The organism is Formosa haliotis, from assembly GCF_001685485.1.
Taxonomy (GTDB): domain Bacteria; phylum Bacteroidota; class Bacteroidia; order Flavobacteriales; family Flavobacteriaceae; genus Formosa; species Formosa haliotis.
The window spans coordinates 3,396,174-3,412,726 of the sequence record NZ_BDEL01000001.1 but is presented as its reverse complement, the minus strand read 5'-3'; the positions used below and the strand labels follow the sequence as shown (position 1 = coordinate 3,412,726).

At 34.2% G+C, this 16,553-nt stretch carries 15 protein-coding genes; 8 read left to right on the top strand and 7 right to left on the bottom strand.

Annotated elements, in window-relative coordinates; genetic code table 11:
* Window positions 1-78: 78 nt before the first annotated feature.
* The gene (locus A9D35_RS14300; protein ID WP_066224114.1) at window positions 79-840 is read right to left on the bottom strand and encodes a hypothetical protein; all 762 of its coding nucleotides are present in this window, start codon (window positions 838-840) and stop codon (window positions 79-81) included.
* Between the two features lie 140 nt (window positions 841-980).
* Here A9D35_RS14300 and miaB point away from each other — a divergent pair, with 140 nt between their 5' ends.
* The 7 genes from miaB to groL all read left to right on the top strand — a co-directional run bounded on the left by miaB (window position 981) and on the right by groL (window position 7,858).
* Window positions 981-2,423, top strand: coding sequence for a tRNA (N6-isopentenyl adenosine(37)-C2)-methylthiotransferase MiaB (miaB, locus tag A9D35_RS14295; RefSeq protein WP_066224112.1), 1,443 nt, complete (start codon window positions 981-983; stop codon window positions 2,421-2,423).
* A 61-nt stretch (window positions 2,424-2,484) separates the two neighbouring features.
* Window positions 2,485-3,762, top strand: a complete 1,278-nt coding sequence (locus tag A9D35_RS14290) for a sigma-54 interaction domain-containing protein (protein WP_066224110.1) — start codon at window positions 2,485-2,487, stop codon at window positions 3,760-3,762.
* A 3-nt stretch (window positions 3,763-3,765) separates the two neighbouring features.
* Window positions 3,766-4,272 (top strand): LptE family protein, encoded by a 507-nt coding sequence (locus tag A9D35_RS14285; protein ID WP_066224108.1) that lies wholly within the window; start codon window positions 3,766-3,768, stop codon window positions 4,270-4,272.
* A gap of 1 nt (window position 4,273) precedes the next feature.
* Window positions 4,274-5,296 carry a tetratricopeptide repeat protein gene (locus A9D35_RS14280; protein ID WP_066224106.1) on the top strand — a complete coding sequence of 341 codons (1,023 nt, stop codon included), beginning with the start codon at window positions 4,274-4,276 and terminating at the stop codon, window positions 5,294-5,296.
* Window positions 5,296-5,652, top strand: coding sequence for a preprotein translocase subunit SecG (gene secG, locus A9D35_RS14275; RefSeq protein ID WP_066224104.1), 357 nt, complete (start codon window positions 5,296-5,298; stop codon window positions 5,650-5,652). The genes A9D35_RS14280 and secG overlap by 1 nt, the downstream gene beginning before the upstream one ends.
* Before the next feature lie 147 nt (window positions 5,653-5,799).
* A complete protein-coding gene (locus tag A9D35_RS14270; RefSeq protein ID WP_066224103.1) occupies window positions 5,800-6,078 on the top strand; it encodes a co-chaperone GroES in 279 nt (92 codons plus the stop codon).
* Window positions 6,079-6,226: 148 nt separating this feature from the next.
* Complete coding sequence (gene groL / locus A9D35_RS14265; protein ID WP_066224102.1) at window positions 6,227-7,858, top strand: chaperonin GroEL; 1,632 nt, start codon at window positions 6,227-6,229, stop codon at window positions 7,856-7,858.
* A gap of 285 nt (window positions 7,859-8,143) precedes the next feature.
* Here the strand turns inward: groL and A9D35_RS14260 are convergent, their stop codons facing one another.
* The 5 genes from A9D35_RS14260 to xrtF form a co-directional block, all read right to left on the bottom strand.
* Window positions 8,144-9,457, bottom strand: coding sequence for a phenylacetate--CoA ligase family protein (locus tag A9D35_RS14260; RefSeq protein ID WP_066224100.1), 1,314 nt, complete (start codon window positions 9,455-9,457; stop codon window positions 8,144-8,146).
* Between the two features lie 253 nt (window positions 9,458-9,710).
* Window positions 9,711-10,853 (bottom strand): hypothetical protein, encoded by a 1,143-nt coding sequence (locus tag A9D35_RS14255; RefSeq protein ID WP_066224098.1) that lies wholly within the window; start codon window positions 10,851-10,853, stop codon window positions 9,711-9,713.
* A gap of 12 nt (window positions 10,854-10,865) precedes the next feature.
* Window positions 10,866-13,460 (bottom strand): fibronectin type III domain-containing protein, encoded by a 2,595-nt coding sequence (locus tag A9D35_RS14250; protein ID WP_066224096.1) that lies wholly within the window; start codon window positions 13,458-13,460, stop codon window positions 10,866-10,868.
* A 231-nt stretch (window positions 13,461-13,691) separates the two neighbouring features.
* Complete coding sequence (locus A9D35_RS14245; protein ID WP_066224095.1) at window positions 13,692-14,126, bottom strand: exosortase F system-associated membrane protein; 435 nt, start codon at window positions 14,124-14,126, stop codon at window positions 13,692-13,694.
* Window positions 14,104-14,670 (bottom strand): exosortase family protein XrtF, encoded by a 567-nt coding sequence (xrtF, locus tag A9D35_RS14240; protein WP_066224094.1) that lies wholly within the window; start codon window positions 14,668-14,670, stop codon window positions 14,104-14,106. The genes A9D35_RS14245 and xrtF overlap by 23 nt, the downstream gene beginning before the upstream one ends.
* Window positions 14,671-14,758: 88 nt before the next feature.
* Here xrtF and A9D35_RS14235 point away from each other — a divergent pair, with 88 nt between their 5' ends.
* Window positions 14,759-15,214, top strand: coding sequence for an XrtF-associated fRMsr-like GAF protein (locus A9D35_RS14235; protein WP_066224092.1), 456 nt, complete (start codon window positions 14,759-14,761; stop codon window positions 15,212-15,214).
* Window positions 15,215-15,225: 11 nt separating this feature from the next.
* Here A9D35_RS14235 and A9D35_RS14230 read toward each other — a convergent pair whose 3' ends face one another.
* The gene (locus A9D35_RS14230) at window positions 15,226-16,476 is read right to left on the bottom strand and encodes an ABC transporter permease (RefSeq protein WP_066224090.1); all 1,251 of its coding nucleotides are present in this window, start codon (window positions 16,474-16,476) and stop codon (window positions 15,226-15,228) included.
* Between the last annotated feature and the right edge of the window lie 77 nt (window positions 16,477-16,553).

Genomic DNA, 16,553 nt, shown 5'->3' with positions numbered 1-16,553 from the left:
GTATTCAGTACGATGAAAGGCAAAAAATATCGATTTTAGACCTATTATTTTTCAGTTTAAATCTTAATTTAATACCAATTAGGGTTGTGTTTCTATTAAAATTGAATCGTCTTCTAAATTTTCGAAACCAATTACCTCCTTATAAATTATATATAAAGGTAGATAAGCGAACGATGCCGTTACAAACAATCCTACAAAACACATAAGCAACCCGAGTAACTCGGCCAAAATTCCACATACAATGAGTAACCCGAATGTTAACAACCACTTTTTATTACCTAATTTAAAACTCACTTTTACAAGTTCTGAAACACTTAAATCGGGATTAAAAGCAAAGACTACACTTATAAAGGATAGTGGCACCATAGCATAAATTAAAGGTAAAGCACAAAGTAATCCGCAAAGAAACGAGATTCCTGTTATAGCTAAGGACAATTGGATTAATTTTTTAAAATATGGTTTTCTAAAAAAGTAGAAATAGTCATCTTTTGCTACCTCCCCTAAATCCTTTTGTTTACAAATCCTATAAAAAGCTGCTTGAAACCCTAAGCTCGCTGCCGAGGCTATTATAACGAATAATAAAAAGAATAACCCTACGAGAATTAACAATATAGGATTCATTTCCTGTGTAGAATTTAAAGCATCCCGATCTACTCCTAACATTAAAAATGGCACATAAATTATAAAATAAAAAGGCAATATAATAGCCACCATTAATAACATGATTACTAAGCCTTGTTGCCATATTTTCTTAAAAAGTTCGATAGATTGACTAAATATAATTCCAAAATCTAATGGTTTTGCTTGTTCTATCTTTTGGTTAATTTCTGATAAGCTCATAGGTGATTGATTTAGTTTACAAGTAAAGAAACTATATTTTAACAAAATTACAAGAAAAATTAAACTGACACTTTGTCACAAACATAAATTTAATTGTATCTTTGCAAACTTATTGACTGATAAATATGTTCAACAGCCTTATGGAGAAGACAATTGACGAAAGTAAACAAGGTGAAAGCCTGGTATTAGAACAAAAAAAAGAAAATTCACGTAAACTATTTATAGAGAGCTATGGCTGTTCTATGAATTTTAGCGATAGTGAAATTGTAGCCTCAATTTTATCGAATCAAGGTTATAACACCACACAAAAATTAGAAGATGCCGATTTGGTTTTAGTAAACACCTGCTCTATTAGAGATAAAGCAGAACAAACCATTCGTAAGCGTCTAGAAAAATACAACGCCGTAAAACGTATTAACCCAAGAATGAAAGTTGGCGTTTTAGGCTGTATGGCAGAGCGCCTTAAAAGCAAGTTTCTTGAAGAAGAAAAAATTGTTGATCTAGTTGTAGGTCCAGATGCCTATAAAGATTTACCTAACTTATTGGCAGAAGTTGAAGATGGTCGCGAAGCCATTAATGTTATCCTTTCCAAAGACGAAACCTATGGCGATATTTCGCCAGTGCGTTTAAATAGTAATGGTGTAACCGCTTTTGTTTCTATTACTAGAGGTTGCGATAATATGTGTACCTTTTGTGTTGTGCCGTTTACGCGCGGCCGCGAACGTAGTCGTGAACCACAAAGTATTATTGAAGAAATTAACGATTTATGGAATCGTGGATTTAAAGAAATCACACTTTTAGGCCAAAATGTAGATAGCTATTTATGGTACGGCGGCGGACTTAAAAAAGATTTTGAAAAAGCATCCGATCTTGAAAAAGCTACAGCTGTTAATTTTGCTCAGCTATTAGATCTTTGTGCAAAAACGCAACCTGGCATGCGTATTCGGTTTTCAACTTCTAATCCTCAAGATTTAACGCTAGACGTGGTAGAAACCATGGCTAAACATAAAAATATTTGTAATCATATTCACCTACCTGTACAAAGTGGAAGCAATCGTATTTTAAAAGCGATGAACCGTTTACATACTCGTGAAGAATATTTTGATTTAATAGATAACATTCGTCGCATTCTTCCAGAATGTGCTATAAGTCAGGATTTAATTACAGGTTTCCCAACAGAAACCGAACAAGACCACCAAGACACCTTAAGTTTAATGGAGCATGTAAAGTATAATTTTGGTTATATGTTTTATTATTCTGAGCGCCCAGGTACGCTTGCCGAACGAAAATTAGAAGACGACATCCCTCTAGAAGTTAAGAAAAAACGTTTAGACGACATCGTGCAATTACAACGTAAACACAGCGAAATCCGTACCCGAGAATATTTAAATCGCGAGGTAGAAGTGCTAATAGAAAAAGAATCTAAAAAATCGGAATTACAATGGTCTGGTAGAACATCGCAAAATATGGTTGCTGTATTCCCTAAAGGCAATTTTAAAATTGGTGATTTTGTAACCGTAAAAGTTACAGATTGTACGAGTGCTACCTTAATAGGAGAAGGTCTTCATCTGTCTAATATGTAATTTTAATAACCCATAAAACCTTTCAAAAAAAAAGAAAAGTTTTATTCAAGTATATAACGCTATGGAATCAATTCAAGCCATAAAACAACGTTTCGGAATAATTGGTAACGACCAAAAACTAAATCGCGCCATCGAAAAAGCGATTCAAGTGGCACCAACAGATATTTCGGTTTTAGTTACCGGTGAAAGTGGTGTTGGTAAAGAAAGTATTCCAAAAATTATTCATCAACTATCTCACAGAAAACACGGTAAATATATCGCTGTAAACTGTGGAGCTATACCAGAAGGAACCATAGACAGCGAACTTTTTGGTCATGAAAAAGGGGCTTTTACTGGAGCAACGGCAACCCGCTCTGGATATTTTGAAGTTGCCGATGGCGGAACCATTTTTTTAGACGAAGTAGGAGAACTTCCGCTTACCACACAAGTACGTTTATTACGTGTTCTTGAAAATGGCGAATTTATAAAAGTGGGATCTAGTAAAGTTCAAAAAACGAACGTAAGAATCGTGGCAGCCACAAACGTAAATATGTTTGAAGCCATAAAAAAAGGCCAATTTAGAGAAGATTTGTACTACAGATTAAGCACGGTAGAAATTCATTTACCGCCACTTCGCGAGCGCCAAGAAGATATTCATTTATTATTCAGAAAATTTGCTAGCGATTTCGCTTTAAAGTACAAAATGCCAACTATAAAATTGACCGATGAAGCGGCACAAATTTTATTGAAATTTCGTTGGAACGGAAATATTAGACAGCTAAGAAACGTAGCCGAACAAGTTTCTGTTTTAGAAGAAAACAGAACCATTACGGCCCAAACGCTTAAAGGATATTTACCGAATACCACATCAAATTTACCAGCAGTGATTTCGCATTCTAAATCGGAAAGCGATTTTAGCAGCGAACGCGAGATCCTTTATAAGGTTTTGTTCGATATGAAAGCCGATTTAAACGATCTTAAAAAACTAACTGCCGAGTTGATGAAAAACGGCAACGATAAAGACGTTCAAAAAAATAACGAAAGTCTGATTCAGAAAATTTATGGCGACGAGTCTGATGCCGAATACGATGAAGAAGACATCGACGATAATTTAGAAATTCTTTCAATTCCAGAACCAAGCATCAATACGGCCTTAGTAGACCCAAGTGTAAACCCATTAGACAAATATCATTTTGCTGAAGAAATTCAGGAAGAAGAAACACTATCTTTACAAGACAAGGAGTTAGAACTTATAAAAAAATCGTTGGAACGTCACCAAGGAAAACGTAAATTGGCAGCGGCCGAATTAGGAATTAGCGAACGCACCTTATATAGAAAAATTAAACAGTACGACTTATAAATTATGAGCATAAAACATTATCTTCTTTTAATAGGTATGTCATTAAGTCTTGCTGCTTGTGGCGCATATTCGTTTACCGGAGCTAAAGTTAATCCGAATACTAAAACCTTTCAGGTTAATTATTTCCAGAATAATGCAACCTTAATAGAACCTGGTTTAGATTTAGATTTCACCAATGCTTTAACAGATTTACTATTAAACCAAACCAATTTACAATTAGTAAAATCTAATGGCGATTTGGTTTACGAAGGTGAAATTGTAGAATATAGAATTTCGCCAACCACAGCGACCGCAGAAAATACGGCAGCCCAAAACCGGTTAACTATTTCGGTAAATGTACGCTTCTACAATAAGCAAGATGAAGATGCAGAGTTTGAAAAGCGCTTTTCGTTCTTTTACGATTACGCCGGTACCGCACAGCTTGTTGGTGCCCAAAAAGTAACTGCCATCGATGAAGTTTTTGAACGTTTAACCCAAGATATTTTCAACGCGTCTTTAGCACAATGGTAACATGACACGCACCGATTTTACACATATACTGCAACACCCTGAAGCTTTAATGGCAGACCAAGCCAGAGCACTGAAACTTATTTTAGATGAATTTCCGTATTTCCAACCGGCACGTGCATTATATTTAAAAGCGTTAAAAACCACAGAGAGTTTTAAATACAATCAGGAATTAAAAACTACCGCGGCGTATACGACCGACCGTAGTATTTTATTTGACTTTATTACTTCGGAAGCTTTTCTGCAAAATGAAATTTCTCAGTTTATAAAACAAAACGCTTCACATTTAAAAGATATCGATGTAGATGTGGAAGACATCTCTGTCAACAAAAAAACATCTATTGATGATGTTTTAAGTCAACATATAGATGAAACCGAGGGCGTTTTAGATCCTGAATTATTTCAGCCAAAAATAGCGCCTTCAAAACTTGTGTATTTCCCAGAAGAACCTATTGATGACTTAGACACCGAAACGGAAGCTTCTAATCAAGACCATGAAGAGGTTACTGCTTCATCTTCAGAAACGGATAACACAGAAGCAAGTCCAGAAGCTGTTTTAGAAATTGGAAAACCTTTAGATTTTAATAATAGAGAAACACATTCATTTAACGAGTGGCTTAAGCTTACAACATTTAAACCTGTAGATCGCTCGGTTTCAGAACCAGAACAGACTCCCGAAGTGAAACCAGAATCGGAAGCTGTTAATAAGAAACTCATTAAAGACGAAAAACACTGCCCTAAAAAGGCAAAAAAATTCGAATTGATAGATAAATTTATTTCTAGCAATCCTAAAATCGATCCTAAAAAATCGACCAGCCCGCAATTAAATTTAGCAGAATCGAATTTGTTACAGCCCGAAGCCTTGATGACAGAGACTTTGGCACGAATTTATGTCGAGCAAAAAAATTACAAAAAAGCAATTCAATCTTATAACATATTAATTTTGAAATATCCAGAAAAAAGTGGTTTCTTTGCAGACCGAATTAAAGCAATAAAACAAATACAAGAACATAATAAGAAAAACTAATGAGTACGTTTACAATATTTTTATTTCTAATCATCGTAGTCGCATTTCTATTAATCGTAGTAATAATGGTACAAAACCCTAAAGGAGGCGGATTATCTTCTTCTTTTGGAGGAGGTGGTTCTCAACAAATTGGTGGTGTAAAAAAGACCACTGACTTTTTAGATAAAAGTACCTGGACATTAGCAGGATTAATGTTAGTTTTAATCTTACTTTCTAATGTAGCAATTAACAGAGGGTCTAGTACTATGGAATCTAAAGCTTTAGACACAGAATCTACAGCGCAACCATTACCGGCACCACTTCCTGCTGCACCAGCAACAACTCCTGTTACACCAACAGAAGAAGCTGCAGAATAAATCAAAAAAAATACATATATACAATTATAAATGCCAACTTTTACAGTTGGCATTTTTTGTTGCTGAAAGTTTGTCAGTTTTATTGCCTTGGCACAATTTTAGAAACTAATACCGCAAATAATAAACTACTAATAAATTTATAATAATATGAGTAAAGTAAACATCACACCACTTGCAGACCGCGTTCTAGTTGAACCACTTCCTGCAGAAACTCAAACAGCTTCAGGATTATTTATTCCAGATTCTGCACAAGAAAAACAACATAAAGGTATTGTTGTTGCTGTTGGTACGGGTAAAAAAGATGAACCACTTACCGTAAAAGTTGGCGACAAAGTACTTTATGGAAAATACTCAGGTTCAGAATTAAAATTAGAAGGCACAGAATACCTAATGATGCGTGAAGACGACATTATGGCTATTATCTAAATTCCTTAACCATCGACTATTCTTTTTTGTCGATTAGAAATTTAAACAAAAACATTAATAAAAATTAAAAAAGTAAGCATAATACTTAAAGCATGAAGCCCAAAGCTTAATGCCTATAGCATATTGCCTACTACAAAACTTTATAAAAATGGCAAAAGATATAAAATTTGATATTGAAGCTCGCGACGGATTAAAACGCGGTGTAGACGCTTTAGCAAATGCAGTAAAAGTAACTTTAGGACCTAAAGGTCGTAACGTAATTATTGGTCGTTCTTTTGGAGCTCCAGTAGTAACTAAAGATGGTGTTTCTGTAGCTAAAGAAATCGAATTAGAAGACGCTTTAGAGAATATGGGCGCACAAATGGTTAAAGAAGTTGCTTCTAAAACCAACGATCTTGCTGGAGACGGTACAACAACAGCTACTGTTTTAGCACAAGCAATCGTAAAAGAGGGTCTTAAAAACGTTGCTGCCGGTGCAAATCCAATGGATTTAAAACGCGGTATCGACAAAGCTGTAGAAGCTATTGTTGCAGACCTAGCTAAACAAACAAAACAAGTTGGAGATTCTTCAGAAAAAATAAAGCAAGTTGCTGCAATTTCTGCTAACAACGACGATATTATTGGTGATTTAATTGCCATGGCTTTCGGAAAAGTTGGTAAAGAAGGTGTAATCACTGTTGAAGAAGCTAAAGGAACAGATACGTATGTAGATGTTGTTGAAGGTATGCAATTTGACCGAGGCTATTTATCGCCTTATTTCGTTACAGATAGCGAAAAAATGATAACAGAATTAGAGAATCCATACATTTTATTATACGATAAAAAAGTATCTACAATGAAGGATTTATTACCAGTTCTTGAGCCTGTTGCTCAATCTGGCAAACCTTTATTAATTATCGCTGAAGATGTAGACGGAGAAGCTTTAGCTACTTTAGTAGTTAACAAATTACGTGGATCCCTTAAAATCGCAGCTGTTAAAGCTCCAGGATTTGGAGACAGACGTAAAGCGATGTTAGAAGATATTGCTATTCTAACTGGTGGTACTGTAATTTCTGAAGAACGAGGATTTACTTTAGAAAATGCAACTATCGATATGTTAGGAACTACAGAACGTATCTCTATCGATAAAGACAACACAACACTTGTAAATGGTTCTGGAGATAAAGACATGATTAAAAATCGTGTGAATCAAATTAAATCTCAAATCGAATCTACAACTAGTGATTACGATAAAGAAAAACTTCAAGAACGTCTTGCTAAATTAGCAGGTGGAGTTGCTGTACTATATGTAGGTGCTGCAAGTGAAGTTGAAATGAAAGAGAAAAAAGACCGTGTAGATGATGCTTTACATGCTACAAGAGCAGCTGTAGAAGAGGGTATTGTTGCTGGTGGAGGTGTTGCTTTAGTTAGAGCTAAAGCAGTATTAGAAGCTATTACTACCGAAAACTTAGACGAAACAACAGGTATTCAAATTGTAGCACGTGCTATTGAATCTCCTTTAAGAACAATCGTTGAAAACGCGGGTGGAGAAGGTAGTGTTGTAGTATCTAAAGTTTTAGAAGGTAAAGAAAACTTTGGTTACGACGCTAAAACTGAAACTTATGTAGACATGCTTTCTGCAGGTATTATCGACCCTAAAAAAGTAACACGTATTGCGTTAGAAAACGCAGCATCTGTTGCCGGAATGATTCTTACTACAGAGTGTGCGTTAATCGACATTAAAGAAGATGCTCCTGCTATGCCTCCAATGGGAGGTGGCGGAATGCCAGGCATGATGTAATCGAAAGTTTCGGCATATAAACGTCTAGTCTTGAATAACCGATACAGATTATTTAATGATTAAAAATAATTAATTAAACCTGAACAATAAATTTTTATTGTTCAGGTTTTTTTTGATTTATGTCGTTTTTGTTTTAAAACATTTTGTTGTTTCATTTGTGTTGGAGTTAGCACATTATTTGCTATATGTGGTGATACTTTCCAAAAAAGTGTCTAAGTCAAAAAAAGAAGGATTTCTCAATATAGATATTATTCAACAATTACTTAAGCTCCATTTATCCATATTCTATGATTTTTTTTGTGTTTTATTAACTACATATTTTCTTTTCCCAGAAGACAATAATGGGATTTCATTAACATAAGTAAATTCTATTTCAGCATTCGAGCCTAATAAATTAAGGAACTCATTTTTAATATCTTTTTCGGAATGAAATTCTTCTTCTACATTTAACTTAAACAGGTATTTTTTATCATCAATTTGTATAAATTGATATTGCTTTATAAATGGGTATTTTAAAATATTATAAACCATATAAGACGAAATATGATTCCCATTTGCATCAAAAATCATATCCATTTTACGCCCCTCAATTCTCATTAAAACAGGGTAGTCATTATCAAGATTATCTTCATAGTTCATCATTCCTATATCCCCTGTGTCATACCTAATCATTGGCATACAATAATTAAAAAGATCCGTAACAACAATACGTCCTAATTCACCTTTTTCAACTGGATCATCACTATTTAATTTTAAAATTTCAACAAAATAACTTGCCCAGTTAATATAAAAATTATTGCTTTTACCTAGAAATTGTTGAGCTATAATACCATTCTCCACGTTAGAATATCTCGAGACGACTTTTACACCAAAATATTCCTGAACAATAAGTTTAGTTCGTTCATTTAAAGCTTCTGCAATAGCTATAATAGATGTTACCCCTGAATTTCTAATTGGTTTTAAATTAAATTTTAAAATGTAATCTCTAATTACATTTAATGCAGAGGCATATATTATTATTCCCTTTCTAGAATTATTTTTTTGAATTTCATCAAGTAAATTTTTAACATCCGTTTCTGACAATTTAGAAACTGGATGCATAGTAATATTTCGTTTCCAAGCTTCAAAAGGAGTTTTACTATTATATTCATCCCAATGTCGAATGTAGAATAATTTATCACCTATTTCAAATCCAGACAATTCTGCAAAATAAATAACATCGGCAGTATTCCTATATTTTTTATGCTGATTCTGATATATTTTAAAAGGCGTACCGGTAGATCCACTTGTATATGCTGAAATATTAGATTTATCTAAAAACATGCTTGATTTAAATTTTTCATAATGTTCCTTAATTACATTTTTATCTATTACGGGATAGTTTGATAATTGATCACATGTTTCAATGTTTTTATAATACATTGTCGTTTCTTTTGCATGTCTCAATATTTTTTTCAAATTATATTCTTGTAAGATTTTAACCTCTTTAGAATTGAGGTTTTCAAGAATATTTCTTATTTCAGAATACTCCGTTTTTATTCGAGAACCCTTAATAAAATCAACAGTCCAAAACAATGTTTTTCTCATTACATTCAACATACTTTCTAGGTTTTTACAAAAAAAATTAAAACTTACAATAAATTTACTTCTCTAATCCCTTATAATCTTCTTTCTAATAATGACATTGGAATCAGCATACAACTCAACATTTTAAACACCTATGTTCAAATGATTCAACTACTCAATAACAATTTAATTATATTATATATGTGTGTTTTTCTTGATAAAATACGTTAAGACAATTCATAGACAACTATTTCTTAATTTAATACAATGCTTTTTAAACTAAGATTTAATATACTTTAAAGCGATTTGATAAAATCGAAACTTCCATGAAATTTGAAATAAACTCACTGGTGACATAGAAATTAATAACTATAAGAGCAGGATGATATTCAAATAAATTAACCCTACTTCCTTTTGAAACAAGTTTAGACATACTCATTCTAGACATTTGTTCAACTCCTGAATCTTTTTCAGCTGCTAATGCATTTCCTTTCTCAAATATAAATCCAGATAACATGCTTATCTTCATAAAAGATTCTAGTTGACAATTTGTATTAATTGGCACTATAAATTCATTCCCGAGTGTTATTAAATATTGATAATAAAAACTTTCTAAGTCGAGATATATGTTAGACACAATACAATCTTCCAATTCCGCTAACCCGTTTTCTCCATAAAAAACACCTAAAGATTTACTCTCAACAATATTATCAGGATCTACCAAGAGTATTATTTGACCATCAAAACTATAAGTTCCATCAAATCTCAACTTAGAGGTCGAAATATGACAAGGTCCTCCGAAATGTGTTTGCTCCCAATCATCCCATAATTTATCTTTAAAACAGTGATGTAGGTATAAAATAGGTGCTGGTATGACTCCGCTTATCCACCTATCTGATCCAGCTTGAACCCTACCCCTCTCCTTATTAATAGAATAATCTAAGGAGGCTCTATCAGACTGTATATCAATAATATCGGTAGATATTGGCAATGACCTGACATTATTTACTGTAAAATAGTTTATATTTAGCCCCCAATCTATATTAAATTGCCCCATAAAAGAACTCTCCAATAAAGGTGAATTGATAGATTGTTCCATGGAGGAATCCCACCATGGCATACTAATAATGGGATTAATGACTTGCATAGCTTGTTCCTCTTCAAAAATTTGCCGTTCAGGTTCATCTGGAAGATTAAAATGTATATCTCTTTGGGTAGGTTCTTGAGCACTTTCGAAGTAAAAAAAAGGTTCATAAATACGAGCTAATCCTGCTATTAGTTCTACCCCCTCCCGAAGTTCATAAAAAGCATTAACTAATTCAACTTGAATATAAGGCGCATTACTCATATAAACCTTATTAATGCTTCGAGAAAAAACTTGTTGCATCAAAAATAAAAACACAAAAAACAATGTCTTCTTGAATTTCATAGAATATAGTAATTATTTTTTACCACTTGTTTTTAATGCCCTCTCTAGTTTACTTATTCGTTTCTCTTGTTGTAAAATATATAAAGTGAGCTCTTCAATTTTTTCAAGTAAAACAGCGTTCATTTCCCCTAACCTAATACCTCTTTTAGCTACTTCACTAGCACTAGGAACATTTATCAAATGTCCTTTTTCTTTTATATGACGATAAACCTCTTCCAATGTTGGCAAATTATATGTTCTTTCAAAAACATAATCTGGCCAAGATGTTTGCAGAGCCACTTTTATCTCTTCTGCAACTACATTACCTGCAACGGCTAACCTATAACCCTCAGTATTCTCTGTACCAATTCCAATATTTCCTGCAGAAAACAAATTACGAGCCACCCAATCTACCGTCGATAGATTTGCATTCAAATTGGTATAGTTTATTTCATTTCCTAACGTCATCACTGTTAACCCTGTACTCTGTCCTGACCGATTTCCTGATCCGTCTACAGCCAAAACAGTAAAACTGTATGAAGTGTTTGGGGATAATCCCGTTATGGACTGTGTTAATAATCCACCACTTAAGCCTTGACTAATCCCGTCCATAAACACCTCATAATCTGTAACTCCTACATTATCAGTTGATGCAGTCCAAATTAAATCTAAACTATTGGAAGTTATATTACTCGAGACTAATCCGGTTGGTATACTTGGAGGGGTCTCATCTAATAACTCTAACGTCGCCACTGTTAACCCTGTACTCTGTCCTGACCGATTTCCTGATCCGTCTACAGCCAAAACAGTAAAACTGTATGAAGTGTTTGGGGATAATCCCGTTATGGACTGTGTTAATAATCCACCACTTAAGCCTTGACTAATCCCGTCCATAAACACCTCATAATCTGTAACTCCTACATTATCTGTGGAAGCTGACCAACTTAAATCTAAACTATTGGAAGTTATATTACTCGAGACTAATCCTATTGGTATACTTGGAGGGGTCTCATCTAATAACTCTAACGTTGCCACTGTTAACCCTGTACTCTGTCCTGACCGATTTCCTGATCCGTCTACAGCCAAAACAGTAAAACTGTATGAAGTGTTTGGGGATAATCCCGTTATGGACTGTGTTAATAATCCACTACTTAAGCCTTGACTAATCCCGTCCATAAACACCTCATAATCTGTAACTCCTACATTATCTGTGGAAGCTGACCAAATTAAATCTAAACTATTGGAAGTTATATTACTCGAGACTAATCCGGTTGGTATACTTGGAGGGGTCTCATCTAATAACTCTAACGTTGCCACTGTTAACCCTGTACTCTGTCCTGACCGATTTCCTGATCCGTCTACAGCCAAAACAGTAAAACTGTATGAAGTGTTTGGGGATAATCCCGTTATGGACTGTGTTAATAATCCACCACTTAAGCCTTGACTAATCCCGTCCATAAACACCTCATAATCTGTAACTCCTACATTATCTGTGGAAGCTGACCAACTTAAATCTAAACTATTGGAAGTTATATTACTCGAGACTAATCCTATTGGTATACTTGGAGGGGTCTCATCTAATAACTCTAACGTTGCCACTGTTAACCCTGTACTCTGTCCTGACCGATTTCCTGATCCGTCTACAGCCAAAACAGTAAAACTGTATGAAGTGTTTGGGGATAATCCCGTTATGGACTGTGTTAATAATCCACTACTTAAGCCTTGACTAATCCCGTCCATAAACACCTCATAATCTGTAACTCCTACATTATCTGTGGAAGCTGACCAACTTAAATCTAAACTATTGGAAGTTATATTACTCGAGACTAATCCGGTTGGTATACTTGGCGGGACCTCATCTAATAACTCTAACGTCGTCACTGTTAACCCTGTACTCTGTCCTGACCGATTTCCTGATCCATCTACAGCCAAAACAGTAAAACTGTATGAAGTGTTTGGGGATAATCCCGTTATGGACTGTGTTAATAATCCACTACTTAAGCCTTGACTAATCCCGTCCATAAACACCTCATAATCTGTAACTCCTACATTATCTGTGGAAACTGACCAACTTAAATCTAAACTATTGGAAGTTATATTACTCGAAACTAATCCTGCTGGTATACTTGGAGGGGTTTCATCTAATAATTGTATATTAACATTATCTAGTAACACCTCATTTCCAATTTGCCCTCCTGAATAAGGTGCTGCATAGACTCTAATTTGAGGATTACTATTTGTAGCCGTTACAGTCCAGGTATACTCTGTCCAATTATTACTATTAATAAGAGTTGTATTAAAACCATTTAACCCAACCCAATTTGCAAATGCTGGTTGAAAATTAGAATCTCCTAATCTTGCCCAAATACTAATTGTATAAATTTGTCCAATAACTGCATTAAAAGTATATCCAGCATCTCTTCCATTTACTCCAGTTCTACTAACACTTAAAGAAAAATTTCCAGAATGAGGGTTATTTGAGCTAGACGTTATATTCCCGGCACCAACCCAACCTGTAGTAGTATTCGCCTCATTTGTTATTGACGCAGCATTAGACTGATTATGCAAATTCTGTGAATACATTCCGCAGAATGAAAACATAAAAAATAAAAGATGAAAATATTTCATAGCCTCTTGTCTATAAATTATAGATTAATATTAATTAAATTTTAGAGTGCTATTAATCTTCTGAAAAGAAGTGAAAAAGGATTTTTAAATCTTTCTCTATATAAATATAGAAACAAAATATTAATTCACAAAAATATAACCTGTATTTACCTTAAAACTTCGTCCAAGAGCTAATAATGTAATAAATATACCACAACCACACAACCTTCTTACCTACTGACAACAAGCCGATTACATAACACTTCTTGCCTTCTGATAATAAAACGCTGGTAAAAGCAATAGCAGAAGTATAGGTTGAATTAAAAACCTGCGTATATTAAAGAGAATATAATAATTTTCCTTTTTCGCATGTAAAACCAAGAAAACAAATACACTTATTAAAATAAGGTAAGCAAGCCCGAAAATTAACGCGGAAAATTTAACAGCGCCTTTATTTCTGAATACTAAATAAATAATACCCAAAGACAATACAGAGTTTAATAAGTACCGAAGCGAAGTAGAACCGATTAATTTAAAAACATCAAACTTAGGGGCATCTAGATACAAATAATCATTTTTAAAAAAATCTAAAAATGGATCATAAAACAAATGTGCTTCAAAACCTCGAATTAAAATCAACCCGAAAACCAAAATAAGAATAAGACTATAACGTAGCAGGTTTCTCATGTTTCTTTTTTTGTTTCACAAAATAATTAACCCATACTACCCACAACAAAAATACCATGCCGTAAATGAGTAACGGAAAAACAACACCATGCAAAATATGTTCAAATTGTGGGTATTTGTACAGCCCTATAGTCAATATCGCAATACGCAATACATTTGCTACATAAATTAAAACCGATCCAGCGATAATATAGAGTATTGTTTTTTTTAAGCCCGAAGCAAAGGCCACAATAAAAGCAATAAATAATATAATAACACTTACTGCATTACAACCTTCTATTATTCTAACTATATACGTTCCATTTAAAAGCAAGCGCACCCAAGGCTCCCCTTGGTGTAAAGCAATATCCGACTCGAACCCCATAGCATTTAAAAGTATTTGCGATTGATTTGCCACATGGTACGTAATATAATCTGGCTGGTAGGCAGAAGTTTTAGAGTACTCCAGATACCATTTATACGCAAAGGCCAAAACAAAATACACCACTAGAAAGGTTAAGATAAACCGGATTACGGGCTTGTATGTCTGGAATAATGTCTTCAATTCTAGATTAAATTTTAGTTGTTAAATTTATAAAAACGAACTTCGATTATCGCAGCAATTTAAATACTTTTACAAAAAATTTAAATCCATGCCTTTAACAACTTTAAAACCACAAGTAGAAACTATTCTTTCTAATTCTAAAAATACAGTAGACGATCGTCTTTTGGCCGTTTGCGAATTATTAGAAGCACAAGTACCTTATTATAATTGGGTGGGATTTTATTTTAAAAACGGAGATAAAAACGAACTAAAACTAGGTCCGTATGTGGGCGCCCCAACAGATCATACAATTATCCCGTTCGGAAAAGGAATTTGTGGGCAAGTTGCTGTAAGTAATAAAAATTTCGTTGTTCCAGATGTTACTGCTCAAGACAACTATATTGCCTGTAGCATTACCGTTAAGGCAGAAATTGTTATTCCTATTTTTGTTAACGGCGAAAATATAGGACAAATAGACATCGACTCGAACACCCCAGACCCATTTACTGAAGCCGACGAGCGTTTTCTAGAATTTGTTTGCGCTAAAGTTTCGGAAATACTTTAATTATCGTCTTACTACATTCCGGTTCTAATAGCTTCTACCGGATCTAATTTCGAAGCCGATATCGCTGGCAATACCCCTGAAATTAATCCGATTAATGTTGAAAGGGAGAACCCGATAAACATGTTCCAAAACGATAATACAAACTCAAAATCTTCCACAACTTGCGATGCTATCATGGCGACTATCCAAACGAGTGTCAGGCCGATTAACCCTCCAATAACCGCTAAAATTATAGCCTCGAATAAAAACTGAAATAATATAAAGCGATTTTTCGCACCAAGCGATTTTTGAATACCAATTAAGTTTGTACGTTCTTTTACACTAACAAACATAATATTAGCAATACCAAAACCTCCAACAAGCAGTGAAAATCCGCTAATAATCCACCCAGCTAAATTAAGAACACCTATAATATTATCTATAGCATCTGTCATTCCCGACAGTTTATTTACGAAAAAATTATCGGGTTCATCAGCTTTTAATCCGCGATAAGCTCTAAACTTTTGTTTTAAGGTCTGCTCAAACGCATCAATATCTACACCTGCTTCAGGCTTAATAATCACAGCTCCAGGAATTCCTCCTGTACCGCCGTTTGTAAACTGTCTCACAAAATTTGATGGTACAAAAGCTTTTTCATCGGGCGTATCAAACAGCGATGTTCCTATCTTTTTAAGCACCCCTATTACGGTAACCTTTCTACCATATAAACGCACTTGCTTACCAATAGGATCTTCGGACTCGAATAAATTTTCGGCCAACTCTGCTCCTATCACCACAACTGCCGCCCCAGTAGACGATTCAGATTCAGAATAAAATCGACCCTTCCCTATTTTCAAATCTTCAACATCGTAAATTCCATAAGATACCGGCGTGACATTTACGTTAGTAATGGTATTATCTTGATATTTTATGGTTTCCGAATTTCCAAAAATAACATAGGCACTCGACTTAATATTTGGAATATTTCGCTTTACAAATTCATAATCGTCATTTTCTGTCTGCGGAAAATTATCGCGTTGCCACCTAGGCACATCGGTAGGTCCAAAAGAAAACTTGGTTAAGTAAATGGTGTTTTTGTCTAAGCCTGCTAACTGACTCTTTATGCTCTGATCTAAAGAATCGACCGCTGCAAGTACCGCTATAATAGAAAAGATACCAATGGTAACCCCTAATAGCGATAAAAAAGTTCGCAATTTATTATTACGTAATGCATTGATTGCAAACGAAAAACTTTCTTTAAAAAGTCTTAAATATAAGATCATTTAGAAGCGATTTTATTAAAAATATGAGAATTTAAAGATAGGACGTTTTCCTAATAGTTTTGTTACAAAAAAAATAA